This is a genomic window from Streptomyces sp. NPDC041713 (assembly GCF_055591085.1).
Window position 1 is genome coordinate 617,027 of sequence record NZ_JBVIZY010000002.1, and the last position, 23,530, is coordinate 640,556.

A 23,530-nucleotide genomic window follows, 5' to 3' on the forward strand; every position below is an offset into this window, starting at 1 on the left:
CTCCCCAGGGCGCGACGGCGGCTAACGGACGCTATCAGCGAGTTTGACGAAGTCGCTCCAGGACCGGGTGGGCTTCTCGGGGTCCCAGAGCTTCTGCACGGTGGCGGCCAGCGGAAGCCGGATGCCCCGCGCCACCTGCTCCTGGGTCTGCGCCCCCGCGATGTCGCCCCACACGGCGAACGTGCCGCCGAGGATCTGGTCGTCGTACTTCTCGCTCACCGGCCGGGTGCCGCGCACCACCAGCGGGGTCCAGCTCTCGTAGATGCGCTGCCCGGTCGGATAGCGGAAGTCGTTGGGCTGGCCGAGGACGTAGTAGAGGAACTCGTCGTTGTAGTTGGTCAGCTCGCGGCCCTCCTTCAGGTACGCGTCGGGTTCGCGGGCGCCGATCTCCTTGCCCGTCCAGTACGCGACCTCCAGGTCGTCGGCCGCCTTGGCGGTGCCGCCCGCGAAGAACCCGTCGTTCCAGGCCTTCAGCTTCTTGCCGAGCGGGCGCACGGTGTCGGCCCGGTCGTTGAGCCAGCCCGTGGCGAGGTCCTGGACGCGGGCGCCGGCGCCGTAGCGCTCGCGGGCCGCGGCGGCCAGCTGCGGGAAGGAGGCCTCGGGGTCCTTCACCGTGAGGGCCTGGTACTCGTCGGCGCCGAGGTTCCAGTAGCGGCCGGGGAAGAGCTCGGCGTACTCCTTGAGCAGGTCGTCGACGATCTTCGCCGCCTCGGGCTCGGAGATGTCGACGGCGCCGCGGGTGGCGCTGCCGGCGGTGTTGCGGAGCTGCAGCGAGGGGTGCTTCGCGATGACGGCGCCGAGGTGTCCCGGCGAGTCGATCTCGGGCACGACGGTGATGTGCCGGCTCTCGGCCAGCTTCACCAGGCGGCGGACCTGGTCCTTGGTGAGGTGGTCGGAGGAGACGATCTCGGGGTGCGACTCCGACTCGATCCGGAACGCCTGGTCGTCGGAGAAGTGCAGGCCGAGCTGGTTGTACTTGAGGTCGCCGAGCTCGCGTACGCGGTCCTCGAGCCACTTCTCGTCGTAGTGCTTGCGGGCTATGTCGATCATGAAGCCGCGCTGCGGTTTGGCCGGGCGGTCCCTGACCTCGCCCTCGGGGGCGGTCCGGCCGCCGCTGACCTCCTGCTTGAGGGTGCGGGTCCCGTAGAAGACACCGGCCTCGGCGGGCGCGGCTATCCGCACCTGCTCGCCCTTGACGGTCAGCGTGTACGACTCCGCGCCGCCGCCACCCTTCTCGCCGCCCTTGTCCTTCGGGTCCGTGAGCGCAAGCTCCACGTCACCCTTCTTCGGGCGGGCGTCGCCCCCGTAGTCCAGTTTCAGCTCGCCGGCGAGCAGCCGTCCCTCGTCCGCCAGGTCCTTGTCGCGGACGACCACGCGCCCCTTGCCCTCGGCGGGGCGCCAGCCGGGGCCGCGGGCGGCGCTGTGCTCGCGTACGGCGGGGACGGTCTCCGGGGCCTTCGACAGCGGGTAGCTCTTCGAGGGCCTGGGCGCGGCGGCCGACGCGGACGTGCCGTCCGCGGTCGAGGCGCCCGAGGGCCCGGCGCCGTCCCCGCCGGGCCAGAGTCCGACGGTAAGCACCACGGCCCCCGCGACGGCGACGCCGCCCGCGGCGGCCACCGGGCCGCGCCTCACCGGTCACCTCGCGGTATTCGGTCACCTCGCCGCGCGGGGGCGACGTCCGCACCTGCAGTCAGAGCCAGAGCCATACCGCCACGCTACGACGGCCTCTCCGCGACGGCGCGTCGGGCGGATCGGCGGGCGGCACCTCGGACGGTGCGTCCACAAAACAAGGCCAAACTCTCCCATTCGAGTGAAATTCGCTCATCCATCGGACAGCTCATCCCGCCCCTCGGTAGCGTGGCGCCACCCCCACACCGCTGTGCCCACCCCTGCCGCCCCCTGCCCAGGAGCGCACGCTGTTCCCGCACCGTCTTCCCAGTCCCGTCCGTTCCGCCGCGCGCGCCACCCTCGCGCCGCACCGGCTGAACACCGCCACCCCGGCAGCGGCCGAGGCCGACCTGCTCACCTGCTGCGGCAGCCGCCGCTGGGCCCGCCGGGTCGCCGCCCACCGGCCCTACCCCGACCTCGACGCGCTGCTCGCGGCGTCCGACGAGGCGACGTACGACCTCTCGCCCGCCGACCTCGCCGAGGCGCTGGCCTGCGAACCCCTTGGCCCCCTTGACCCCCTTGGCCCCCTTGGTCCCCCCGGACCGCACCGGGGCGCCGGGCACACCACGTACACCGCGGCCCACACCGCGCTGCGCGCCGCCCACGCCGCGTACGAGAGCCGCTTCGGGCACTCCTTCGTGATCTGCCTCGACGACGTCGCTCCGGACGAGGCGCTGGACCAGCTGCTCTCCGGCATCCGGTCACGCCTCGGCAACGATCCTGAGGACGAGCGCGCCGTCGCCGCCGACGAACTGCGCCGCCTCGCCCGGGGCCGACTCACCCGGCTCACCCTGTGCCAGGCCGCCGAGAACGCCGCCCCACCGGCCCCGCAACACGCCGCCCGGGAGAGTCGCCCGCAATCGCGCCCCGATAGCCCGTACGTGCCTGTTTGATTGCCTGTTTGATCACACCTGTGGACCCGGGGCGAGGACACCGACAACTCGTCGATACGATGACGAGCGGCCGGTGGACCGTACCCGGCCGGGCTCGTCCGACAAGAAGCCGGCCGGCCCCAATCCCCGCTCCCGGAGGGTTCTTCCGTGCCGGCTGGAACGCTGTACCGCGGCCGGGAAGGAATGTGGTCCTGGGTGGCTCATCGAGTCACCGGCGTCCTCATCTTCTTCTTCCTGTTCGTGCATGTGCTCGACACCGCTCTCGTCCGCGTCTCCCCGGAGGCGTACGACGATGTCGTCAGCACCTACAAGACGCCGATCGTCGGACTCCTCGAGTACGGCCTGGTCGCCGCCATCCTCTTCCACGCTCTCAACGGCCTGCGCGTCATCGCCGTCGACTTCTGGTCGAAGGGTCCCCGCTACCAGAAGCAGATGCTCTGGACCGTCGTCGGCATCTGGCTCGTCCTGATGGTCGGGGCGATCTACCCCGTCCTCGGCCACGCCGTCCGCGAACTCTTCGGGAGCTGACGCCAGACATGTCTGCTGACACCACGCTTGAGAAGTCCGGAACGTCCGGGATCGGCCCCGTCGAGGGCGCCTCGCTCTACGACTCCGACCACCCGGCCCCGGTCATCGAGGCGCCCCGCAAGCGCACCGCCAAGACCCCGCGCTCGACCCGCGGCAACTTCGAGATGGCCGCATGGCTCTTCATGCGCCTGTCCGGCGTCGTCCTGGTCGTCCTCGTCCTCGGCCACCTGCTGATCCAGCTGGTGCTCGACGGCGGTGTCTCGAAGATCGGCTTCGCGTTCGTCGCCGGCCGCTGGGCCTCGCCGTTCTGGCAGGTCTGGGACCTGCTGATGCTGTGGCTCGCGATGCTGCACGGCGCCAACGGCCTGCGCACGGTCATCAACGACTACGCGGAGCGCCCGAACACGCGTCTGTGGCTCAAGGGCCTGCTGTACACCGCCACGGTGTTCACCATCCTTCTGGGCACGCTGGTGATCTTCACCTTCGACCCGAACATCCGCTAAAGCCGAGGCGACCCCAGTGAAGATTCACAAGTACGACACCGTCATCGTCGGCGCGGGCGGCGCCGGCATGCGCGCCGCCATCGAGGCGACGAAGCGCAGCCGCACCGCCGTGCTCACCAAGCTCTACCCCACGCGTTCCCACACGGGCGCGGCGCAGGGCGGCATGGCCGCCGCGCTCGCCAACGTGGAGGAGGACAACTGGGAGTGGCACACCTTCGACACGATCAAGGGCGGCGACTACCTGGTCGACCAGGACGCCGCCGAGATCCTGGCGAAGGAGGCCATCGACGCGGTCCTCGACCTCGAGAAGATGGGCCTGCCGTTCAACCGCACCCCGAACGGCACCATCGACCAGCGCCGCTTCGGCGGTCACACCCGTAACCACGGCGAGGCCGCCGTGCGCCGCTCCTGCTACGCCGCGGACCGCACCGGCCACATGATCCTCCAGACGCTGTACCAGAACTGCGTCAAGGAGGGTGTGGAGTTCTTCAACGAGTTCTACGTCCTCGACCAGATCATCGTCGAGGTCGACGGCGTCAAGAAGAGCGCGGGCGTCGTCGCGTACGAGCTGGCCACCGGCGAGATCCACATCTTCCAGGCCAAGTCCGTGATCTACGCGTCCGGCGGCACCGGCAAGTTCTTCAAGGTGACCTCGAACGCGCACACGCTCACCGGTGACGGCCAGGCGGCCTGCTACCGGCGCGGACTGCCGCTGGAGGACATGGAGTTCTTCCAGTTCCACCCGACCGGCATCTGGCGCATGGGCATCCTTCTCACGGAGGGCGCCCGCGGTGAGGGCGGCATCCTCCGCAACAAGGACGGCGAGCGCTTCATGGAGAAGTACGCGCCGGTCATGAAGGACCTCGCGTCCCGTGACGTCGTCTCGCGCTCCATCTACACGGAGATCCGTGAGGGCCGCGGCTGCGGTCCCGAGGGCGACCACGTCTACCTCGACCTCACGCACCTGCCGCCGGAGCAGCTGGACGCCAAGCTCCCGGACATCACGGAGTTCGCGCGCACGTACCTCGGCATCGAGCCCTACACGGACCCGATCCCGATCCAGCCGACCGCGCACTACGCCATGGGCGGCATCCCGACCAACGTCGAGGGTGAGGTCCTCGCGGACAACACCACCGTCGTCCCGGGCCTGTACGCGGCGGGCGAGGTCGCCTGCGTCTCCGTGCACGGCGCCAACCGCCTGGGCACCAACTCGCTCCTGGACATCAACGTCTTCGGACGGCGTGCGGGCATCGCGGCGGCGGAGTACTCGGCGAAGAACGACTTCGTCGAGCTCCCCGAGAACGCCGAGGAGCTCGTCGTCTCCCAGGTCGAGCGGCTGCGCGACGCCACGGGCACCGAGCGGGTCCACGAGCTCCGCAAGGAGCTGCAGGAGACCATGGACGCCAACGTCATGGTGTTCCGCACGGAGCAGACGATCAAGACGGCGGTGGAGAAGATCGCGGAGCTCCGCGAGCGCTACCTCAACGTCTCGATCCAGGACAAGGGCAAGCGGTTCAACACCGACCTCCTGGAGGCCATCGAGCTGGGCAACCTGCTCGACCTGGCCGAGGTCATGGCGCAGTCCGCGCTCGCCCGCAAGGAGTCGCGCGGCGGTCACTACCGCGAGGACTTCCCGAACCGCGACGACGTCAACTTCATGCGCCACACCATGGCGTACCGCGAGGTCGGCGACGACGGCACGGAGACGATCCGTCTCGACTACAAGCCGGTCGTCCAGACCCGCTACCAGCCGATGGAGCGTAAGTACTGATGGCTACCCCGACCCTCGACAAGGAAGACGCCAAGCCCGAGGCGGGCTTCGCCGACTCCCCGTACATCACGATCACCCTGCGGGTGCGCCGCTTCAACCCCGAGGTCTCGGCGGACGCCACGTGGGAGGACTTCCAGCTGGAGATCGACCCCAAGGAGCGTGTCCTCGACGCCCTCCACAAGGTCAAGTGGGAGCTGGACGGCACGCTGACGTTCCGCCGCTCCTGCGCGCACGGCATCTGCGGCTCGGACGCCATGCGGATCAACGGCAAGAACCGCCTCGCCTGCAAGACCCTGATCAAGGACATCAACCCGGCCAAGCCGATCACGGTCGAGCCGATCAAGGGTCTGACGGTCCTGAAGGACCTGGTCGTCGACATGGACCCGTTCTTCCAGGCCTACCGCGACGTCATGCCGTTCCTGGTGACGACGGGCAACGAGCCGACGCGCGAGCGTCTGCAGTCCGCCGAGGACCGCGAGCGCTTCGACGACACGACCAAGTGCATCCTGTGCGCCGCGTGCACGTCCTCGTGCCCGGTCTTCTGGAACGACGGCCAGTACTTCGGCCCGGCCGCGATCGTCAACGCGCACCGCTTCATCTTCGACAGCCGTGACGAGGCGGGCGAGCAGCGCCTGGAGATCCTGAACGACAAGGACGGCGTGTGGCGTTGCCGCACGACGTTCAACTGCACGGACGCGTGCCCGCGTGGCATCGAGGTCACGAAGGCGATCCAGGAAGTGAAGCGAGCGCTGATCACGCGCCGCTTCTGATCGGGTTTCTTGCCTGCACGTACTCGTGGGCCCCGCTCCGGACCGGAGCGGGGCCCACGGGCTTGGGGGCTCTTGTGACGTGGGTGCCATGGGGGGTGTGACGTCTTCTCGGTCCAGGTGGTGGCGGAGCCGTCGGCGGCGGAGGCCGTCGGCAGGATCACGGTGGGCGATTTCTCGGAGGACTTTCCGATGGATCTGTCCTACTGGAGCGCCGACGACTACCGGGAGAGCTGGGTGCGCGCTCTGCGCCGCGTGGAGGCGGCGCGGGACGAGGTCGACTCGTACCTGGTCACCTCGATCACGGATCCGGCGACCGCGAACTTCGTCTTCGGCTGGCCGCTCCATCGGCGTGGCACGGACGTGTACGTCCAGAACTCGGTCATCTTCCTCGGCGAACTCGCCGAGGAGTTCCGTCCGGCGCAGCCGTGGCGCTCGATGGAGCCGCGCGGCACGGTCGACGAGGACGGCAACGAGATCTCGGAGTGGCGCACGACCCTCGGCGAAGTCCGCGTCTTCCTCGCGAAGGTCCGGCCGGTCAGCCGGTGACGACGCCCGGGCCGCCGTACGGACGAAGAATCGCACCCGCGCCGCACGGGCGCACGCGCGCCTGCCCCCACGTGGCGGGCCCCGGCCTACCCTGACGGAATGTCAGACAACCAGTCGGTCGGCCTGTCGGCTGACCAGTCCACCGCGCTGCTCGACGACCCGTCCGCGGCGCTGCTCGGCTTCGACAACGTCCTGTTTCCCGTCGGCGACCTCGGCGCGGCCGTCGAGTTCTACGAGCGGGCCGGCTTCCCGGTCACGTTCCGGCTCGACGAGATCGGCCTCGCCATCCTGAAGGTGGGCGAGGAGACCCCGGGCGTGCTGCTGCGCGTGGAGGAGGGCATCATCCCGCGCACGCCGCCGTGGCCCTCGCCCCGCATCTGGCTGGAGGTCCGCGACGCCCGCGCGAAGGGCCGGGCCCTGACGGCGGCGGGAGTCCCCCTGCTGGCCGAGCCCTTCTCGGTGGCCACCGGCTGGACCGTGGAGATCGCCGACCCGTGGGGGAACGTCGTCGGCTTCACGGACTACCTGAAGCGGCCGGAGCTGGCCCGGAGTGCCTGAGCGCGGCCCGGTTCGGGAGGGGCGCGGGGTGGCGTGGCGTCAGAGCTGGCTTCGGATCGTCGGGTCCGTTATCTCCTTGTCCTTGGCCAGCATCATCGCCTTGCTGAGGACGACCGCCAGCGTGCGGTCGCCCTCGAAGGGCAGATAGCCGGGCGCGGCCGCCCCACCCGCCGACGACGCACCTCCCGCCGGCCCGCCTCCGGCCGACCCGCCTCCGGCCGACGGGACGATGCAGACGTACTGATCCGACGGCGTGCGCAGGACGTTCCCCGAGCCCAGGTGGATCTTGTACGTGTGCAATTCGCCCCGCACCCGCAGAAAGCGGCCCTCGACCGAGCACCGGTCACCGATCGCCAGACGCGGCAGGAGCCGGGCGACGAGGTCCCGGCGCGTCTCGGCGCTCGGGCCGAGTTCACCGAAGCCGTACGACGTCCAGTACGCACGGAAGCGCCCCTCGGGGCCGCCGTCCTGCCAGGTGGGGTCGTTGCCCACGCTGGCCACGCCCACGAACAGGTCGACGTCGCGCAGGACCTCGCTCAGGACCAGCGGCGGTATTTCCTCCAGGGGCAGCGCCTCGACCGGCTCGCGGCCGTCGTGGAGCAGCATGCGGTACTCCCCGCGACCGGCGTGCGCCGTGTTCCGCGGGGCATCGATCGGGTAGAAGCGCACCTGGTCGGTGCGGATCCGCAGATAGCTGCCCGCCTCGGTGAGCTCCTCGTCCCAGTGCTCGCCGCCGACGCCCTCGACCCAGTACTCGGCGCGCAGCCCCCAGGAGGGCAGCTCACGGACCGCCGGCGGGTACTCGTCGTCCACGCTCAGTCGCAGCTGATTCCGCCAGCCGCGCACCGAGGCCAGGGAGTTGAACTGGTGCTGGCGCAGGATGTGTGCGGCGAACCGGTTCGAGTACGTGCGGGTCCCGCGCTCGGCGTCGGTGAGGAGGTACACCTCGCGGTGGGCCTGCTTGAAGGGCTGGGTGATGCCGTGCCGCTCCAGCCACGCCCGCCAGGCGACCACCTCGTCCGGGTCCCGGCCCACCGGGTGCCAGAGGGCGACCACACGGTCGCCGGGGACGCCGCCCCCGTCGCCGGTGGCCGTGCCGTCGCCGCCGCCGCCGCCGGATGTCAGCGGCTCGTCCGTGACGGTGCGCAGTTCACCGTCCGCGAATCCGCACGGCGTCCCGTCGACGGTCCACAGGAGCCGCCGGGCCAGTGTGCCGAGCAGGGGGTGGTCGAGGTACCGGGCGCGCCAGGCGGAGTACGCCCACGTCCGCCGGGCCAGGAACTGCCGGTCGAGCCGCTCCACCTGCGCCGGGAGCATCTTGTCGATGTCCTTGGCGGCCGCCTTCAGCTCCTTCAGCTCGTCGGGGTGGTCCCGTTTCACGGCGGCGGGCGGCGACTTGACCGGCTTGCCCGCGGCGTTGCGCCAGTGCAGCGCGGCCTTCGTGCCGCTCACCGTCAGCTCGGCCGCGCACTCCCCGAGCCGGTGGACGCTGCGCCCGACCTCCGTGAGTCCGTAGGCGGGGACGGCCAGTTCCTCGGCCTCCTCCCGGCCGAGGCCGAGCGCCGCGGCCCGCTTCTCCAGCCCGGCGTCGATCAGCTTGAGGGTGGTCTTGTACGTGACACGGGAGGCGAGGCGGGCCAGTTCGGCCAGTGCCGCCTCGCCTTCGGAGCGGGCGAGCGCGGTGACGCCGGCGTTGGCCACCTTCGGGTTGCGCGGGCCGAGGCCCGGAATCTTGCGGAGCGAGACCTCGACGAGCGTGCCGAGCGCGCGGGCGGCGACCGGGTGCGGCGGCAGCAGGGCCACCGTCCAGGCCAGACCGCGCAGGGCGTCGGTGTTGCACGGGTCGTACGCGTCGTTCGGCGCCACGGCGTAGGGGGAGCCGTGGAACGGCAGGGTGCGGGGGCGGCCCACCAGGGCGAGCCACGCGAGGAGGGTGTCGCGGACCTCGTCGGCATCCAGCCGGCCGAGCAGGGTGCGGGCGGTCTTCTCCCAGGCGGCGGAGGGCTTGGCCGAGGTGGCGGCGACGGCGTGCCGCAGGAGCTCGGACCAGGTGCCGTCCCGCTCCGCGATGTCCGCGAGGGCCCGGTCGGCCCAGGCCTCGCCCGGATTGACGACGGGATCGGTCAACTTCGCGACGAACCGGGCCAGTTCCGGCCCCCGGTAGTACTCGACCAGCGCGGTGCGGCGCAGGGCGGCGACGGTCGTGGCGGGAATCGGGTGCCCCGCGGCCAGTTCGGCGTCCACCAGCGCCATGGCCTCGCGGCTCCCCCACACGCAGTACGCCGTGCCGAGCTTGTGCAGTCGTCTGACGCGCGCGGCCGAGAGCAGGTCGCCGGGCAGGCCGTCGGCGACGACGCCGAGCAGTGTCAGGAGGGGGGTGATCGGCTGGTGACCGTCGGGTGGGTCGGCCTGTTCCGTGAGGGTGTGGGCGAGCCGGGTCCGCTGGTCCGGGGGCAGGGCGCCGAGGGTGGTGAGGACCTGTTCGCCGGCGCCGTCCCAACGGTTGCCGTTGGCGTTCGCCGTCTTGAGGAGGGCGTCGGCGAGGCCGTCCATGTCACCGGCGGCGGCCAGCCGCGTGACGTCCGCGACATGCTGGGCGTGGTGCGTGGTCATCAGCCACCCACCAGCGGGACGAGCTTGAGGAAAGCGACCCGGGTGTCCGGCGTCATGTCGATCTCGTCGTCCAGGTCGACCACCTGCCGGTCGCCGACCAGGACCAGGAAGCCGTTGCGGGCGAACGCCCCGACGGCCTGCTCGTACTGCCGCTCGGCGTCCACCTCGCGCGGCGCCCGAAGCGCGTATCCGTTCAACGCCCGTTCCGTGTCCGTCGGCTGGACGAGTCCGTGGAAGACGTCGGTCGCGAGACCGTTGTACCGGCCCACCTCGTGGAAGACCCGGCGCCGGATCAACTCCCGCACCGTCAACCGCTCTTCCACGACCTCCAGCGCACCGGCGTCACGGCGATCCCCCGCAGTCGTCTCGTCGACGAACGTCACCATTCCCATGACCGAAACGGTAGACGCAGCCACTGACAACGGCCGCGACAGCGGCGGTGGCAGCGATGGCGGTAGGGGTGGCGGTGGCGGAATCAGGCTGAATCAGGCCTGTCCCGACGCCAGTTCCACGACCGTGATGTCCGACGGCGCCCCGACCCGTACCGGCGGGCCCCACGCCCCCGCGCCGCGCGTCACGTAGAGCTGGGTGTCGCCGTAGTGCTCCAGGCCCGCCACCGTCGGGTTCGCCAGTTCGGCGACGAGGCTGCCCGGCCACAGTTGGCCACCGTGGGTGTGGCCGGACAGTTGGAGGTCCACGCCGTGTTCGACGGCGTCGTGGATGACGACCGGCTGGTGCGCGAGGAGTACGGAGGCGCGTGAGCGGTCCCGGTCGCCGAGGGCCTTCGCGAAGTCGGGGCCCTTTCCCTCGCTCTCGCCCGCGACGTCGTCGACGCCCGCGAGGTCGAAGCCGGGGAGTTCGGTGCGGGCGTTGCGCAGCGGGTGCAGGCCGAGTTCGCGTACGTGGTCGACCCACTGGTCGGCGCCGGAGAAGTACTCGTGGTTGCCCGTGACGAAGTACGCGCCGTGCCGCGAGCGCAGTCCGGCGAGCGGGGCCGCGGCCGGGGCGAGGTGTTCGACGCTGCCGTCGACCAGGTCGCCCACCACGGCGATCAGATCGGGCTGTGTGGCGTTGACCGTGTCGACCACCCGCCGGGTGAAGCCGCTTCCGAGGATCGGCCCGAGGTGGATGTCGCTGACGACGGCGATCCGGAATCCGTGCGCCGCGCGCGGGAGCTTCGCCAGCGGCACGGTGATCCGCTTCACCTTCGGGCCGCGCAGCACGCCGTACGTTCCGTAGCCGACCGTTCCGGCGGCGACGGCGGCCGCGCTCCCGCCGATGATGCGGGAGACGAAGAGGCGGCGCGAGGGGGCGGCGGAAAGGGCAGTCGCGGGGGCGGGGGCCGCGGACTCGGGGGCAGAGTCTGTTACCTCGCCGGCCCCCGCGGCCGCTTCGGAGGGTGCCTTCGCGGAGGCGGTCCCTACGGAGAGCCCCGCAACCGGATCCACGGACCGCCGCCCCGCCACCCCACGCTCCGCCCACCGCCGCACCAACGGCCGCGCCAGCTCCCCCACCACCAGCGCGAGCAGCAGATAGAGCGCGAAGGCCAACCACAGGAACCCGGGCCAGGCCAGCACCTGTTGCAGCAGGAAGGGCGCCCCGGTCCGCTCGGCCGCGAGCGCCGCGAACATCAGCAGCGGGGCCGCGACGAACGCCACCGTGCCCGCCCGCCTGGCGAACCCGGGCCCGGCCGTGGTGTCCCGCACCACCCGCCGCCACACGTACCAGTGGAGCCCGGCGAAGGCCGCCAGAACGGCCAGGCCTACGAGGACCGCGAGGACCACCACGGCTATGAGGTTCTCCGCAGAGCGCGGACTCCGCGGAACCCGATGACCCCTACCACCGTCCCCAAGGCAAAGGAGACAACGGCAAGCGTCAGGTGCACCCAGAAGTACCCGGTCGGGTTGTCCGCGTCGTCGAAGGCCAGCCCACTGCCGTCCTTCCACAGGTTCTTGACGAAAGTGATCCAGATGAACCAGCTCCACACCCCGAAGGCGAGCAGGAACCAGGAGACAGGGCGGCTGAGCTTCATGCGTTCAGTATCGCGAGCTCCTCTCGCGCACCGCCGCCGGGGTGGGGACGACGGGACACAGCCCACCTCGGCGGAGACGCACACAGCGCGGCCCTGTACGTTCTCGTCCGTGCCTGCCGTAAAAAAGACCGCCATGTTGGTCGCTTCCGCCGCATTGCTGACCATGTCGACCGCAGCGCCCGCGCTGGCGGACGGGAAGCCCGGAAAGGACGACGACCAGCCGAAGCCCCCCGCCAAGATGTCCACCGTCGGCGGCGCCAAACTCGGTGAGGCGGGCACCCAGGTGAAGCTCAAGGCGGGTGCGCCGGTGCTGCCCAAGGAGCTCACGGGGCGCTCCTGGATCGTCTCGAACGCCGAGACCGGCGAGGTCCTCGCCGCGCACAACGCGCACTGGCGGCTGCCCCCGGCGAGCACCCTGAAGATGCTCTTCGCGGACACCGTCCTGCCGAAGTTCCCCAAGACGCAGAAGCACAAGGTCGCGCCCTCCGACATGGCGGGCATCGGCGCCGGCAGCAGCATGGTCGGCATCAAGGAGCACGAGACGTACACGGTCCACGACCTGTGGCTGGGCGTCTTCCTGCGCTCCGGCAACGACGCGGTGCACGTCCTCTCGGCGATGAACGACGGCGTCCCGAAGACCGTCGAGGACATGCAGAAGCACGCCGAGGACCTGCAGGCGCTCGACACCCACGTGGTCACGCCGGACGGCTACGACGAGAAGGGGCAGGTCTCCTCCGCGTACGACCTGTCGCTGTTCGCCCGCTCCGGGCTGCAGAAGAAGGACTTCCGCGAGTACTGCGCGACGGCCACCGCCCAGTTCCCCGGCGAGACGAAGAAGATCGAGAAGGGCGAGGACAAGGGCAAGACCAAGCGCGAGTCCTTCGGCATCCAGAACACCAACAAGCTGCTCACCGGCGGCGAGGGCGTCACCCCCTACAAGGGCATCGCCGGGGTGAAGAACGGCTACACGTCGAACGCGGGGAACACGTTCACCGGCGTCGCCGAGCGCGACGGCAAGGTGCTCCTCGTCACCGTCATGAACCCCTCCTCCACGGAGGCGCACGCGGTCTACAAGGAGACCGCGCGGCTCTTCGACTGGGGCTTCCAGGCCGCCGGCAAGGTCGACCCGGTGGGTGAGCTGGTCGCCCCGAAGGGGGCCGCGACGGGCGGCGCCGGCAAGGGCGCCCCGGGCAGCGGCGGCGGCTCGACGGACGGGGCCGAGAACGCGGCGCACTCCTCCGACGACGGCGGCAACGGCATGGGCGTGGCCTTCGCCATCGCGGGCGGCGTGCTCGCGGTGCTCGCCGCGGGTGCCTTCGTGATCAGGCGCAGGCTGCCGCTGCCGGGCCAGGCGGGGCGGCGCGAGCGTCAGGGCTGAGGGCGCTCCGTAGCGGACGTGGCGGCGGAGGCGGTCTCTTCGGGGGCCGCCTCTGCGTGTGCGGCCTTCCGCGTCGCCGTCCACGCCGCGCAGAACAGCAGCAGCTTCGCCGTGAAGTTGATCCACAGGAGCAGCGCGACGGGCACGCCGAAGGCGCCGTACATGCTCTTCGAGGCGACCCCCTTCATGTAGCCGCCGAGCAGCAGCTTGAGCAGCTCGAAGCCGGCCGCGCCGATGAGTCCGGCGGTGAGGAGTGCGCGCCGCGGCGGCTGGACGCCGGGCAGCAGCGTCAGTACGTAGAGCAGCAGCAGGAAGTCCGCGAGGACGGCGATGGCGAACGCGATGACCTGGAGCAGGACGGCGCCCCAGCCCTTCTCGTCGACGCCCAGGAGGTCGGCGGTCCAGCCGACGGCGAGCGAGGCGAGCCCCGACGCGGCGAACGAGGCGAGGCCCGCGCCGCCGAGCCCGAGGAGCACACCGGCGTCCTTGGCCTTGCGCAGGACGGGGTTCTCCTCCTCGTCGGCGAGCTCCCAGACGGCCCTCAGGCACTCCCGCATCGAGCCGACCCAGCCGATGCCGGTGAAGAGCAGCAGGGCGCCGGCGACGAGGCCGACCGTGCCCGCGTTGGCGACCAGGGCGTTCAGGTCCAGCTGGTCGGAGATGCCGGGCACCTGCTCGGAGATCTTGCCTTCGAGGGTGTTCTGCTGCTTCTTCGACAGCGTCGCGGCGGCGACCGCGGCGGCGACGGTGAGCAGCGGGAAGAGCGCCAGGAAGCTGATGAACGTCATGGCGGCCGCGAGCCGCGTCCAGTGCACCTGGTCGAGCCGTTCGTAGGCCTGCCACGCGTGCGTGCGCATGCCCTTCTCGACGAGCGGCCCGATCCCGGGCAGTTTCTTCAGCCAGTCCATGACGCCTCCGTGCCCGCTGTACTGCCTGATGTCCTGCCCGCTGTGCGGAAGACCAAGGTCCGGGTGCCCCAGAACCGCAGGACTGTGGCGAGTGCCATGCCGACTCCGGCGCCCGAGACGGTGTCCGCGCGTTGCGAGGTGAGACCGAGACCGTAGTGGGACACGGCGATGCACAGCAGTTGGACGAGGGCGCCCGCGATGTTGACGGCGAAGAACACCGCGTACTGGCGCAGCCGGGAGACCCCGGCGGCCCTGCGCCGGTAGGTGCCGAGCGCGTTGCCCACGTAGGCGACCGAGCAGCCCGCCACGAAGGAGAGCGCCTTGGCGGTCAGCGGGTCGAGGCCCACGGGGCCGCGCAGCCAGAGGAACAGGCCGAGGTCGGCGGCGTAGGCGCAGATGCCGGCGGCCGCGAAGCCGAGCAGCTCAGGGCCGAGCGACCGCAGTCGCGCGAGCGGGCTCACCAGTCCGCGACCGCGAGCCCGTACATCGCGAGCCACACCAGGCCGATGACGGCGAGCGCCCGGTCCCGCAGGACGACGTCCTCGGGCTCGCCCGCGGTGCCCCGGTCGGCGAAGACGGCGTAGCGCAGGATGGCGAGGATGAAGGCCGTCATGGACAGCTGGCGCCAGGGCAGCAGGCCGCTGGCGGTGCCGCCCTCCTCCATGGCCCACAGGCAGTACGCGAGGACGGCGACGCCCGCGGCGAGCTGCCACACGAAGCGCAGGTACCCGGTGGTGTATTCGGTGAGCAACGCGCGCGTGGCGCCCAGTCGTTCCGAGCTTCCCGACATCTGCACGGCCTCGGAGTAGCGCTTGGCGGAGACCATGAAGAGCGCGCCGAAGCCCGTGGTGATCAGGAACCAGCGCGAGAGCGGGATGTCGAGCGCCAGGCCGCCGATCATGGCGCGCATCAGGAAGCCGGTCGTGACGATGGTGAGGTCGACGACGAGGACGTGCTTGAGGCTGATGCAGTAGGCGAGTTGCATGACGACGTACGCGGCCAGGAGCGCCGCGGTGAGCGGCGTGCAGAGGAGGGCGGCCGCCGTGGGCGCGAGGACGGCCAGGACGCCGCCCACGGCGTACGCGACGGGCACCGGGACCTGTCCGGCGGCGACCGGCCTGCGGCACTTGGTGGGGTGGGCGCGGTCGGCGTCGGCGTCGCGGGCGTCGTTGATCAGGTAGACGGCGGACGCGGCGGCCGTGAACAGCGCGAAGACGATCGCGACTTGGACGAGCGCGTGCCGGGAGAAGAGCTCGCCGGCCGCGGCGGGGGCCGCGACGACGAGGACGTTCTTGACCCACTGGCGGGGGCGTGCGGTCTTCAGGAGGCCGAGCGGCAGTCCGACGGCTCCCGTACGCGGCTTGCGGGGCGGGCTGGGCCGCTCCAGGACGACGGCGGCACGTTCAGGCATCGCGGCGCCCTCCGTTCATCCAGGCGGCGCCCGCGCGCGCGGTGAGCGCCCCGAGTGCCGCGCCCGCGGCGATGTCCGAGGGGTAGTGGACGCCGACGACCATGCGGGAGACGCACATCGCGGCGGCCAGCGGCGGGACGAGACGGGCGCCGACGGGGCGCAGCGCGCCGTACGCGACGGTGGCCGCCGCGGCGGAGGTGGCGTGCGAGCTGGGGAAGGAGTGGCGGCCCACGGTCCGTACGAGCGGCCGCACGCCGTGGTGGTCGCCGGGGCGGGGGCGGCGGACGATCCGCTTGACGCCCATGCTGGCCAGGTGTGCGGCGGCGGTGAGCGCGGTGCCGCGCAGCCAGGCGCCGCGCCGCTCGCGGTCGACGGCGGCGCCCGCCAGACCGGCCACGATCCACAGCGCGCCGTGCTCGCCGGTCCGGGACAGGGCGCGCGCGGCGGACGCCACGCGCGGGTCGGTGCCGCAGTCGCGCAGGGCCGACAGCAACCTGTGGTCCATGTCGTACATGTGGCCTCTTATTCGAAGAGATGCGAAGACACTCGAGGGCTGGGCATCTCGACTCTTCTAGGCAATCTCCCGATAATGGGGTCAATCTACGCTGACACTCTCTTAATCACCCATTTCGGTGAGAGCCGGAACAGCTTGGGGCGAACCGCCCACTTGCGGGCGATACCGTCGCCTGCATGTCTGCCGACTCCCCCGCCGATTCCCTCGCCCCCGCCCCGGCGCCGTCCGACCTCCCCGTCTCCGTCTCCGGCTGGGGCCGCACCGCCCCGACCACCGCCCGGCTCGTGAGACCCCGTACGCAGGAGGAGGCCGCCGCCGCGGTGCGCGACTGCGGGGAGCGCGGCGGCATCGCCCGCGGCCTGGGCCGTGCCTACGGAGACGCCGCGCAGAACGCGGGCGGCGCGGTCTTCGACATGACGGGCCTGGACCGGGTGCGCGTCATCGACACCACGCGGACGACGGAGACCGGCGCCCCGGCGGCCACCGTGGTCTGCGACGCGGGCGTGTCGCTGCACCACCTGATGGAGGTCCTGCTGCCGTTGGGCTGGTTCGTGCCGGTGACCCCCGGGACCCGCTACGTGACGGTCGGCGGCGCGATCGGCGCCGACATCCACGGCAAGAACCACCACGTCTCGGGCTCCTTCTCCCGGCACGTCCTGTCGATGGACGTCCTGACCGCCGACGGCACGGTCCGCACCGTCGAGCCCGGCAGCGACCTGTTCGACGCGACGGCCGGCGGCATGGGCCTCACCGGCGTGATCCTCGCGGCGACCGTACGACTCCTGCCGGTCGAGACGTCCTTGATGAGCGTCGACACTGAACGCGCCACGGACCTCGACGACTTGATGGCCCGCCTCGCCGCCACCGACCACCGCTACCGCTACTCGGTCGCCTGGATCGACCTGCTCGCCCGCGGCGCCGCGATGGGCCGCTCGGTCCTCACGCGCGGCGACCACGCCCCGCTGGACGCGCTCCCGGAGCGGGCACGCGCGCGCAGGGCCCCGCTGGCGTTCCGGCCGGGACAGTTCCCCGCGGCCCCCTCGTTCCTGCCGGAGGGCCTGCTCGGCAAGGCCTCGGTGGGCCTCTTCAACGAGCTCTGGTACCGCAAGGCGCCCCGCTCCCGCACCGGTGAGCTGCAGAAGATCTCCACCTTCTTCCACCCCCTGGACGGGGTCCCGCACTGGAACCGCATCTACGGCCGCGGCGGCTTCGTGCAGTACCAGTTCGTCGTCGGGTACGGGAAGGAGGAGGCCCTGCGCCGCATCGTGCAGCGCATCTCGGAGCGCGGCTGCCCGTCCTTCCTCGCCGTACTGAAGCGCTTCGGGGAGAGCGATCCGGGCTGGCTGTCCTTCCCGATGCCCGGCTGGACGCTCGCGCTCGACATCCCGGCGAACCTCCCCGGGCTCGGCGCCTTCCTCGACGAGCTCGACGAGGAGGTGGCCGCCGCCGACGGGCGCATCTACCTCGCCAAGGACTCCCGCCTGCGGCCCGACCTGCTCGCCGCGATGTACCCCCGGCTCGACGACTTCCGCGCCCTGCGGGCCGACCTCGACCCGCGCGGCGTGTTCCGCTCGGACCTCTCCCGCCGCCTCGCCCTCTAGGAGACCGGACCATGAAAGACGCCTTCGGCACCCCGCAGTCCCTGCTCGTCCTCGGCGGCACCTCGGAGATCGGCCTCGCCACCGCGCGGCGCCTCGTCGCCCGCCGCACCCGCACCGTGTGGCTGGCCGGCCGCCCCTCGCCGGACCTGGAGAAGGCCGCCGCCGGCCTGCGCGACATGGGCGCGCAGGTGCACACCGTCGCCTTCGACGCGCTCGACTCCGAGTCCCACGAGGCGTCCCTCGGCAAGATCTTCACCGAGGGCGACATCGACATGGTGCTGCTCGCCTTCGGCATCCTCGGCGACCAGGCCCGCGACGAGGACGAGCCGCTCGCGGCGGTCCGCGTCGCCCAGACCAACTACACGGGCGCGATCTCGGCGGGCCTGGTCTGCGCGCGGGCGCTGCAGTCCCAGGGCCACGGCTCCCTGGTGGTGCTCTCCTCCGTGGCGGGCGAGCGCGCGCGCCGCTCCAACTTCATCTACGGCTCCAGCAAGGCGGGCCTCGACGCGTTCGCCCAGGGCCTCGGCGACGCCCTGCACGGCACCGGGGTGCACGTGATGGTCGTCCGCCCCGGGTTCGTGCGCTCGAAGATGACGGCGGGCCTGGAGGAGGCCCCCATGGCGACCACGCCGGACGCGGTCGCCGAGGCCATCGAGACGGGCCTGCGGCGGCGCTCGGAGACGGTGTGGGTGCCGGGGGCGCTCCGGCTGGTGATGTCGGCGCTGCGGCACGTGCCCCGGCCGGTCTTCCGGCGGCTGCCGCTGTAGGGCAAGCCACCTTCCACCGGCCCCGGTCAGCAGGCGGGCAGCGAGCCCCGTGCCGCCGGGGCCGACGCCTGCGGGGGCACCACGCAGCCGCCGAAGGCGAAGTCCCGCAGCTTGCGCCAGACCCCGTCGGAGCCCTGCTCGTAGAGGGCGAAGCCGGTGCACGGCCACGCGGCCCCGTACTCCGAGAGCTCCTCGTACGCGCGGTCCATGGCCTCTTCGGAGATGCCGTGCGCCACCGTCACATGCGGGTGGTACGGGAACTGCAGTTCGCGCTGGATCGGCCCCGACGCGTCCCGGACCCGCTCCTGGAGCCAGGAGCAGGCCGAGCCGCCCTCCACCACCTGGACGTAGACCACGGGGGACAGCGGGCGGAAGGTGCCCGTTCCGGACAGGCGCATCGGGAAGGGGCGCCCGGCCGCGGCGACCGAGAGCAGATGCGCCTCGACCGCGGGCAGCGCGGACGCCTCCACCTCGGTCGGCGGCAGCAGGGTGACGTGCGTGGGGATGCCGTGCGCCGCGGGGTCCCCGAAGCCCGCGCGCCGCTCCTGGAGCAGGCTGCCGTGGGGCTCCGGGACCGCGATCGAGACGCCGATCGTTACGGTCCCCACGTCGTACTCCTGTCGTCGTGTCCATGGGCAGGGGATGCTGCCCGGTGGGCAGCGCGGTGCCGGTGTGCTCGTCCGGTCCGTCGGGTCAGTGCTTGGCGGGCAGGAAGCCCACCTTGTCGTACGCCTGGGCGAGGGTCTCGGCGGCGACGGCGCGGGCCTTCTCCGCCCCCTTGGCCAGGATCGAGTCGAGCGTCTCCGGGTCGTCCAGGTACTGCTGGGTGCGGTCCCGGAAGGGAGTCACGAACTCGACCATGACCTCGGCGAGGTCGGTCTTCAGCGCACCGTAGCCCTTGCCGGTGTACTTCTGCTCCAGTTCCGCGATACCGGTTCCGGTGAGCGTGGAGTAGATGCTCAGGAGGTTGCTCACACCCGGCTTCTCGGCCACGTCGTAGCGGATCACGGTGTCGGTGTCGGTGACGGCGCTCTTGACCTTCTTGGCGGTGGCCTTGGGCTCGTCGAGGAGGTTGATGAGGCCCTTCGGCGTGGACGCCGACTTGCTCATCTTGATCGACGGGTCCTGGAGGTCGTAGATCTTCGCCGTCTCCTTGAGGATGTACGCCGACGGCACGGTGAAGGTCTCCCCGAAGCGGCCGTTGAAACGCTCGGCGAGGTCACGGGTGAGCTCGATGTGCTGACGCTGGTCCTCGCCGACCGGGACCTCGTGGGCCTGGTACAGCAGGATGTCGGCGACCTGCAGGACCGGGTACGTGAAGAGGCCGACGGAGGCGCGGTCGGCGCCCTGCTTGGCGGACTTGTCCTTGAACTGCGTCATGCGCGAGGCCTCGCCGAAACCGGTGAGGCAGTTCATCACCCAGGCGAGCTGGGCGTGCTCGGGGACGTGGCTCTGGACGAAGAGCGTGCAGCGCTCCGGGTCGAGGCCGGCGGCGAGCAGCTGCGCGGCGGCGAGCCTGGTGTTGGCGCGCAGGTCGGCGGGGTCCTGCGGCAGCGTGATCGCGTGCAGGTCCACCACCATGTAGAAGGCGTCGTGGGACTCCTGCAGCGCCACCCACTGGCGGACCGCGCCGAGGTAATTGCCGAGGTGGAACGAGCCGGCGGTGGGCTGGATTCCGGAGAGCACACGAGGTCGTTCAGAGGCCATGGTGTCCATTCTCTCAGGTGACTCTCATAGCTCGGAAACAGGTGTGTGACGAGTGAGAACCGAACGGAGTCGAACAGAGCGGGATCGGGGTCCGTTCCCCGGGCGCCGGCCCGTGCGCCAGTCACCGTGCTGTCGGGGGCGCCCCGGCGGGCACGCCGGTTCGGCAGGTTTCTTCGTCCGCGATGCGAGCGACGATAGGAATGGGCGCCACACCCGCCCCCAGCCGCAGGACGAACGGAGACCCCGTGTCGAGTACGTCATCTTCCGCCGTGTCGAGTACGTCATCTTCCGCTACGAACAGTTCCCGGACGGCCAGCGAGCAGCTCATCGCCTCGGCCGAGGCGCACAGCGCGCACAACTACCATCCGCTGCCCGTCGTGGTCGCCTCGGCCGAGGGCGCGTGGATGACCGACGTGGAGGGGCGCCGCTACCTCGACATGCTCGCCGGGTACTCGGCCCTCAATTTCGGGCACGGCAACCGCCGCCTCGTCGACGCCGCGAAGGCGCAGCTGGACCGGGTGACGCTGACGTCGCGTGCCTTCCACCACGACCGGTTCGCGGAGTTCTGTACGCGCCTGGCCGCGCTGTGCGGCAAGGAGATGGTGCTGCCCATGAACACCGGCGCGGAGGCCGTCGAGACGGCCGTGAAGACCGCGCGGAAATGGGGCTACCGGGTCAAGGGCGTGCCGGACGGGCAGGCGAGGATCGTGGTCGCGGCGGACAACTTCCACGGCCGGACGACGACCATCGTCAGCTTCTCCACGGACGAGGAGGCGCGGGCCGACTACGGACCGTACACGCCGGGCTTCGACATCGTGCCGTACGGCGATCTGGAGGCGCTGCGGGCCGCCGTCACCGACGACACCGTGGCCGTGCTCCTGGAGCCGATCCAGGGCGAGGCCGGGGTCCTGGTCCCGCCGCCCGGCTATCTGCCGGCGGTCAGGGAGCTGACGCGGGAGCGCCGGGTCCTGTTCATCGCGGACGAGATCCAGTCCGGCCTCGGCAGGACGGGGCGGACGTTCGCGTGCGAGCACGAGGGCGTGGTGCCGGACGTGTACCTGCTGGGCAAGGCGCTCGGGGGCGGCGTGGTGCCGGTGTCGGCGGTGGTCGCCGACTCGGATGTGCTCGGGGTGTTCAGGCCGGGCGAGCACGGGTCGACGTTCGGCGGCAATCCGCTCGCCTGTGCGGTGGGCCTCGAGGTGGTCGCCATGCTGGAGACGGGCGAGTTCCAGCAGCGGGCCACGGAGCTGGGCGAGCACCTGCACGCGGAGCTGGGCCTGCTGACCGGTACGGGCAAGGTGACGCAGGTGCGGGGGCGCGGGCTGTGGGCGGGCGTCGACATCGCGCCGTCGTACGGCACGGGACGGGAGATCTCCCAGAAGCTGATGGACCGGGGGGTGCTCGTCAAGGACACGCACGGGTCGACGATCCGCATCGCTCCCCCGCTGGTGATCAGCAAGGAGGACCTGGACTGGGGCCTGGACCAGTTGCGGGCCGTGCTGAGCTAGGGGTTTCCGCCGGGACCGGGTCGTTGCCCGTACGGGGAGTCGTGCGGCCTCACAGGATCACGTGCGGTACGAACCGCGCGTACTCGTCGGTGATCAGGCCGGACGACTCCCGGATGCCGAGGCCGGCCGCCTCGTCCTCGACGACCCACGCGCCGAGCACGACCCGGTTGCCGTCGAAGTCCGGGAGCGGGGCCAGCTCCTGGTAGCAGCACGCCTCTTGGCGGGGGGCGGGCGGCTCGGTTTTCCGCTCGTGCACGGTCACTCCGGCGCCCTCGCGGCCGAGCAGCGGCTTGGCGACGTATCCGCGTTCCCGGGCCAGCTCGCGGGGGCCGTCCAGGTAGGCGGGGAGGAGGTTCGGGTGGCCCGGATACAGCTCCCACAACACGGCGAGCAGCGCCTTGTTGGAGAGCAGCATCTTCCAGGCGGGCTCGATCCACAGGGTCGAGCCGGTGCCGCCGCCGTTGTCGAGGGTCTCCAGGACGTGCGGGGCGAAGCGGTCGGTGGTCAGCCACTCCCACGGGTAGAGCTTGAAGCAACTGCGCATGAAGCGGAGCTTCTTGTCGACGAACCGGCGCGAGAGCCGGTCCCAGCCGATGTCCTCCATGGAGATCGACTCCGCGGCGAGGCCCGCCTGTTCGGCCGTCTCCCGCAGGTACGCGACCGTCATCAGGTCCTCGCCGAGCTCGTCGGCCGCGGAGTGCGCGAAGTACAGCGGGCCGCCGGGCGGCAGGAGCTCGGCCTGCTTCCTCCAGGCGTCGACGAGGCGCTCGTGCAGGGAGTTCCACTGGTCGGCGCCGGGGAAGCGCTCCTCCATCCAGAACCACTGCGGGCTCGCGGCCTCGACGAGGGAGGTGGGGGTGTCGGCGTTGTACTCCAGCATCTTCGCCGGGCCCGTGCCGTCGTACCGCAGGTCGAAACGGCCGTACAGGGACGGGAGTTCGGCCCGGCGGTGCCAGGCCTCGGTGACGGCGTCGGCCACCCGCGGGTCGGTGATGCCGAGGTCGGCGAGGCGGTCGTGCTCGACGAGGTGCGCGGCGGCGGCCAGGCACATCGCGTGCAGCTCCTCGACGACCTCCTCCAGGGCCTCCACCTCGGGGAGCGAGAAGACGTAGTAGGCGCTCTCGTCCCAGTAGGGGCGCAGGGTGTCGTCGGGGTAGCGCGTGAGGGGGTAGATGAGCCCCTGGTCCTCGACGGTCTGCTGCCAGCCGGGGCGCGGGTCTATGGTGTGGCGTTCCATGGCGTGTGTGTCGTGTCCGGGTCGGGCCGGCCGCTCAGCCGCCGCCGCTGCCGCTGCCCGAGCAGCCGAAGCCGTCCCGGTCGACGGCCTCGCTGCGGCTGAAGGTGCCGTCGTCCGCGTAGCGCCCGTCGACGTCGGCGTCGTAGTACCAGGCGGCGTCGGCGCGGCCCGACGATTTGCCGGTTCCGGTTCCGGTTCCGGTGCCGTGGGAACCCTTGCGGGACTTGCCGGAGGACGCGCCGGACGAACCCGAGGCGCCGGACTTGCACTTGCTGTCGCTGACGACGCGGTAGCCCTTGGTGTAGTCGTAGCTGTCGCGGTCCACGCACCGGCGGTCGGGGTCCGAGCCGCAGGAGGTCAGGGCCGCCGCGAGGACGCCCATGCTGCCGAGCACGACCGTGCTCGACCGCAGCCGTCGTGGTTGCTTCTGTGCCATGGTGTTTCCGCTCCCCCGTTGTCCAGTTTTGCCCGTCCGGTTTCGCCGGGCGTTGCCGGGCCGTGTTCGCCGCGTGCGCGATCAGCGTAGGTAAGGCTCGGCCGTCCGGGCCAGCCGCCTCCCCCCTGGTTCCCCCGCGAATCGCGCCTACTCCGCGTCCTCTACAGTCACTTCGTGTCTC

General features: G+C 71.4%; 24 protein-coding genes. 11 read left to right on the forward strand and 13 right to left on the reverse strand.

Annotated features, from left to right (window positions below; all coding sequences use genetic code 11):
• Positions 1 to 21: 21 nt before the first annotated feature.
• A complete protein-coding gene (locus ACZ6CV_RS07630; RefSeq protein WP_469250020.1) occupies positions 22 to 1,632 on the reverse strand; it encodes a beta-N-acetylhexosaminidase in 1,611 nt (536 codons plus the stop codon).
• A gap of 284 nt (positions 1,633 to 1,916) precedes the next feature.
• Here ACZ6CV_RS07630 and ACZ6CV_RS07635 point away from each other — a divergent pair, with 284 nt between their 5' ends.
• From ACZ6CV_RS07635 to ACZ6CV_RS07665, 7 genes are all read left to right on the forward strand, one after another.
• Complete coding sequence (locus ACZ6CV_RS07635) at positions 1,917 to 2,561, forward strand: 2-oxo-4-hydroxy-4-carboxy-5-ureidoimidazoline decarboxylase (protein WP_469250303.1); 645 nt, start codon at positions 1,917 to 1,919, stop codon at positions 2,559 to 2,561.
• Between the two features lie 147 nt (positions 2,562 to 2,708).
• A complete protein-coding gene (sdhC, locus tag ACZ6CV_RS07640) occupies positions 2,709 to 3,089 on the forward strand; it encodes a succinate dehydrogenase, cytochrome b556 subunit (RefSeq protein WP_362363744.1) in 381 nt (126 codons plus the stop codon).
• A gap of 8 nt (positions 3,090 to 3,097) precedes the next feature.
• Positions 3,098 to 3,592 (forward strand): succinate dehydrogenase hydrophobic membrane anchor subunit, encoded by a 495-nt coding sequence (locus tag ACZ6CV_RS07645; RefSeq protein WP_469250021.1) that lies wholly within the window; start codon positions 3,098 to 3,100, stop codon positions 3,590 to 3,592.
• Between the two features lie 16 nt (positions 3,593 to 3,608).
• Positions 3,609 to 5,363: a succinate dehydrogenase flavoprotein subunit gene (gene sdhA, locus ACZ6CV_RS07650; RefSeq protein ID WP_469250022.1), complete on the forward strand. Its 1,755-nt coding sequence runs from the start codon at positions 3,609 to 3,611 to the stop codon at positions 5,361 to 5,363.
• Entirely contained in the window at positions 5,363 to 6,133 is a 771-nt protein-coding gene (locus tag ACZ6CV_RS07655; protein ID WP_355803623.1) for a succinate dehydrogenase iron-sulfur subunit, read from the forward strand. Before sdhA ends, ACZ6CV_RS07655 begins: the two co-directional genes overlap by 1 nt.
• Positions 6,134 to 6,322: 189 nt before the next feature.
• Positions 6,323 to 6,679, forward strand: coding sequence for a hypothetical protein (locus ACZ6CV_RS07660; protein WP_469250023.1), 357 nt, complete (start codon positions 6,323 to 6,325; stop codon positions 6,677 to 6,679).
• A gap of 147 nt (positions 6,680 to 6,826) precedes the next feature.
• Entirely contained in the window at positions 6,827 to 7,237 is a 411-nt protein-coding gene (locus ACZ6CV_RS07665; RefSeq protein ID WP_469250304.1) for a VOC family protein, read from the forward strand.
• A 39-nt stretch (positions 7,238 to 7,276) separates the two neighbouring features.
• Here ACZ6CV_RS07665 and ACZ6CV_RS07670 read toward each other — a convergent pair whose 3' ends face one another.
• The 4 genes from ACZ6CV_RS07670 to ACZ6CV_RS07685 all read right to left on the reverse strand — a co-directional run bounded on the left by ACZ6CV_RS07670 (position 7,277) and on the right by ACZ6CV_RS07685 (position 11,882).
• Positions 7,277 to 9,850 carry a DUF4132 domain-containing protein gene (locus ACZ6CV_RS07670; protein ID WP_469250024.1) on the reverse strand — a complete coding sequence of 858 codons (2,574 nt, stop codon included), beginning with the start codon at positions 9,848 to 9,850 and terminating at the stop codon, positions 7,277 to 7,279.
• A complete protein-coding gene (locus ACZ6CV_RS07675; protein ID WP_469250025.1) occupies positions 9,850 to 10,242 on the reverse strand; it encodes a hypothetical protein in 393 nt (130 codons plus the stop codon). Before ACZ6CV_RS07675 ends, ACZ6CV_RS07670 begins: the two co-directional genes overlap by 1 nt.
• 93 nt (positions 10,243 to 10,335) lie before the next feature.
• Positions 10,336 to 11,637 carry a metallophosphoesterase gene (locus tag ACZ6CV_RS07680; protein ID WP_469250026.1) on the reverse strand — a complete coding sequence of 434 codons (1,302 nt, stop codon included), beginning with the start codon at positions 11,635 to 11,637 and terminating at the stop codon, positions 10,336 to 10,338.
• A gap of 2 nt (positions 11,638 to 11,639) precedes the next feature.
• Positions 11,640 to 11,882, reverse strand: coding sequence for an SCO4848 family membrane protein (locus ACZ6CV_RS07685; protein WP_355803629.1), 243 nt, complete (start codon positions 11,880 to 11,882; stop codon positions 11,640 to 11,642).
• A gap of 133 nt (positions 11,883 to 12,015) precedes the next feature.
• Between ACZ6CV_RS07685 and ACZ6CV_RS07690 the strand changes: the two genes are divergently transcribed.
• Positions 12,016 to 13,260, forward strand: a complete 1,245-nt coding sequence (locus tag ACZ6CV_RS07690; protein WP_469250027.1) for a D-alanyl-D-alanine carboxypeptidase family protein — start codon at positions 12,016 to 12,018, stop codon at positions 13,258 to 13,260.
• Here ACZ6CV_RS07690 and ACZ6CV_RS07695 read toward each other — a convergent pair.
• From ACZ6CV_RS07695 to ACZ6CV_RS07710, 4 genes are read right to left on the reverse strand one after another with little or no spacing between them, the layout of a single operon-like run.
• Positions 13,251 to 14,168 (reverse strand): YihY/virulence factor BrkB family protein, encoded by a 918-nt coding sequence (locus ACZ6CV_RS07695; protein ID WP_469250028.1) that lies wholly within the window; start codon positions 14,166 to 14,168, stop codon positions 13,251 to 13,253. The two genes, ACZ6CV_RS07690 and ACZ6CV_RS07695, sit on opposite strands and share 10 nt — an antisense overlap.
• Positions 14,156 to 14,629 carry a GtrA family protein gene (locus tag ACZ6CV_RS07700; protein ID WP_469250029.1) on the reverse strand — a complete coding sequence of 158 codons (474 nt, stop codon included), beginning with the start codon at positions 14,627 to 14,629 and terminating at the stop codon, positions 14,156 to 14,158. Before ACZ6CV_RS07700 ends, ACZ6CV_RS07695 begins: the two co-directional genes overlap by 13 nt.
• Positions 14,626 to 15,579 (reverse strand): decaprenyl-phosphate phosphoribosyltransferase, encoded by a 954-nt coding sequence (locus ACZ6CV_RS07705; protein ID WP_469250030.1) that lies wholly within the window; start codon positions 15,577 to 15,579, stop codon positions 14,626 to 14,628. The genes ACZ6CV_RS07700 and ACZ6CV_RS07705 overlap by 4 nt, the downstream gene beginning before the upstream one ends.
• Complete coding sequence (locus ACZ6CV_RS07710) at positions 15,572 to 16,093, reverse strand: phosphatase PAP2 family protein (RefSeq protein ID WP_362363724.1); 522 nt, start codon at positions 16,091 to 16,093, stop codon at positions 15,572 to 15,574. The genes ACZ6CV_RS07705 and ACZ6CV_RS07710 overlap by 8 nt, the downstream gene beginning before the upstream one ends.
• Positions 16,094 to 16,269: 176 nt before the next feature.
• Here ACZ6CV_RS07710 and ACZ6CV_RS07715 point away from each other — a divergent pair, with 176 nt between their 5' ends.
• Entirely contained in the window at positions 16,270 to 17,694 is a 1,425-nt protein-coding gene (locus ACZ6CV_RS07715; protein WP_362363721.1) for an FAD-binding oxidoreductase, read from the forward strand.
• Positions 17,695 to 17,705: 11 nt separating this feature from the next.
• Positions 17,706 to 18,461, forward strand: coding sequence for a decaprenylphospho-beta-D-erythro-pentofuranosid-2-ulose 2-reductase (locus ACZ6CV_RS07720; protein ID WP_362363718.1), 756 nt, complete (start codon positions 17,706 to 17,708; stop codon positions 18,459 to 18,461).
• A 26-nt stretch (positions 18,462 to 18,487) separates the two neighbouring features.
• On the opposite strand, the gene ACZ6CV_RS07725 is transcribed toward ACZ6CV_RS07720, so the two are convergent.
• Positions 18,488 to 19,069, reverse strand: a complete 582-nt coding sequence (locus tag ACZ6CV_RS07725) for a 2'-5' RNA ligase family protein (RefSeq protein WP_469250031.1) — start codon at positions 19,067 to 19,069, stop codon at positions 18,488 to 18,490.
• Positions 19,070 to 19,154: 85 nt separating this feature from the next.
• Entirely contained in the window at positions 19,155 to 20,168 is a 1,014-nt protein-coding gene (gene trpS, locus ACZ6CV_RS07730; protein WP_469250032.1) for a tryptophan--tRNA ligase, read from the reverse strand.
• A 200-nt stretch (positions 20,169 to 20,368) separates the two neighbouring features.
• Here trpS and rocD point away from each other — a divergent pair, with 200 nt between their 5' ends.
• Positions 20,369 to 21,676 (forward strand): ornithine--oxo-acid transaminase, encoded by a 1,308-nt coding sequence (gene rocD, locus ACZ6CV_RS07735; RefSeq protein WP_469250305.1) that lies wholly within the window; start codon positions 20,369 to 20,371, stop codon positions 21,674 to 21,676.
• A gap of 49 nt (positions 21,677 to 21,725) precedes the next feature.
• Here rocD and ACZ6CV_RS07740 read toward each other — a convergent pair whose 3' ends face one another.
• Together ACZ6CV_RS07740 and ACZ6CV_RS07745 are read right to left on the reverse strand one after the other, a co-directional pair.
• Positions 21,726 to 22,913: a glutathionylspermidine synthase family protein gene (locus tag ACZ6CV_RS07740; RefSeq protein WP_469250033.1), complete on the reverse strand. Its 1,188-nt coding sequence runs from the start codon at positions 22,911 to 22,913 to the stop codon at positions 21,726 to 21,728.
• Between the two features lie 34 nt (positions 22,914 to 22,947).
• Positions 22,948 to 23,349 carry a hypothetical protein gene (locus ACZ6CV_RS07745; protein ID WP_469250034.1) on the reverse strand — a complete coding sequence of 134 codons (402 nt, stop codon included), beginning with the start codon at positions 23,347 to 23,349 and terminating at the stop codon, positions 22,948 to 22,950.
• Between the last annotated feature and the right edge of the window lie 181 nt (positions 23,350 to 23,530).

Coding starts and splice junctions, on each gene's coding strand:
- ACZ6CV_RS07645 (WP_469250021.1), top strand. CDS start 3,098: ATGTCTGCTGACACCACGCTTGAGAAGTCCGGAACGTCCGGGATCGGC.
- ACZ6CV_RS07655 (WP_355803623.1), top strand. CDS start 5,363: ATGGCTACCCCGACCCTCGACAAGGAAGACGCCAAGCCCGAGGCGGGC.
- ACZ6CV_RS07660 (WP_469250023.1), top strand. CDS start 6,323: ATGGATCTGTCCTACTGGAGCGCCGACGACTACCGGGAGAGCTGGGTG.
- ACZ6CV_RS07670 (WP_469250024.1), bottom strand. CDS start 9,850: ATGACCACGCACCACGCCCAGCATGTCGCGGACGTCACGCGGCTGGCC.
- ACZ6CV_RS07675 (WP_469250025.1), bottom strand. CDS start 10,242: ATGGGAATGGTGACGTTCGTCGACGAGACGACTGCGGGGGATCGCCGT.
- ACZ6CV_RS07685 (WP_355803629.1), bottom strand. CDS start 11,882: ATGAAGCTCAGCCGCCCTGTCTCCTGGTTCCTGCTCGCCTTCGGGGTG.
- ACZ6CV_RS07690 (WP_469250027.1), top strand. CDS start 12,016: ATGTTGGTCGCTTCCGCCGCATTGCTGACCATGTCGACCGCAGCGCCC.
- ACZ6CV_RS07695 (WP_469250028.1), bottom strand. CDS start 14,168: ATGGACTGGCTGAAGAAACTGCCCGGGATCGGGCCGCTCGTCGAGAAG.
- ACZ6CV_RS07705 (WP_469250030.1), bottom strand. CDS start 15,579: ATGCCTGAACGTGCCGCCGTCGTCCTGGAGCGGCCCAGCCCGCCCCGC.
- ACZ6CV_RS07710 (WP_362363724.1), bottom strand. CDS start 16,093: ATGTACGACATGGACCACAGGTTGCTGTCGGCCCTGCGCGACTGCGGC.
- ACZ6CV_RS07715 (WP_362363721.1), top strand. CDS start 16,270: ATGTCTGCCGACTCCCCCGCCGATTCCCTCGCCCCCGCCCCGGCGCCG.
- ACZ6CV_RS07720 (WP_362363718.1), top strand. CDS start 17,706: ATGAAAGACGCCTTCGGCACCCCGCAGTCCCTGCTCGTCCTCGGCGGC.
- trpS (WP_469250032.1), bottom strand. CDS start 20,168: ATGGCCTCTGAACGACCTCGTGTGCTCTCCGGAATCCAGCCCACCGCC.
- rocD (WP_469250305.1), top strand. CDS start 20,369: ATGGGCGCCACACCCGCCCCCAGCCGCAGGACGAACGGAGACCCCGTG.
- ACZ6CV_RS07740 (WP_469250033.1), bottom strand. CDS start 22,913: ATGGAACGCCACACCATAGACCCGCGCCCCGGCTGGCAGCAGACCGTC.
- ACZ6CV_RS07745 (WP_469250034.1), bottom strand. CDS start 23,349: ATGGCACAGAAGCAACCACGACGGCTGCGGTCGAGCACGGTCGTGCTC.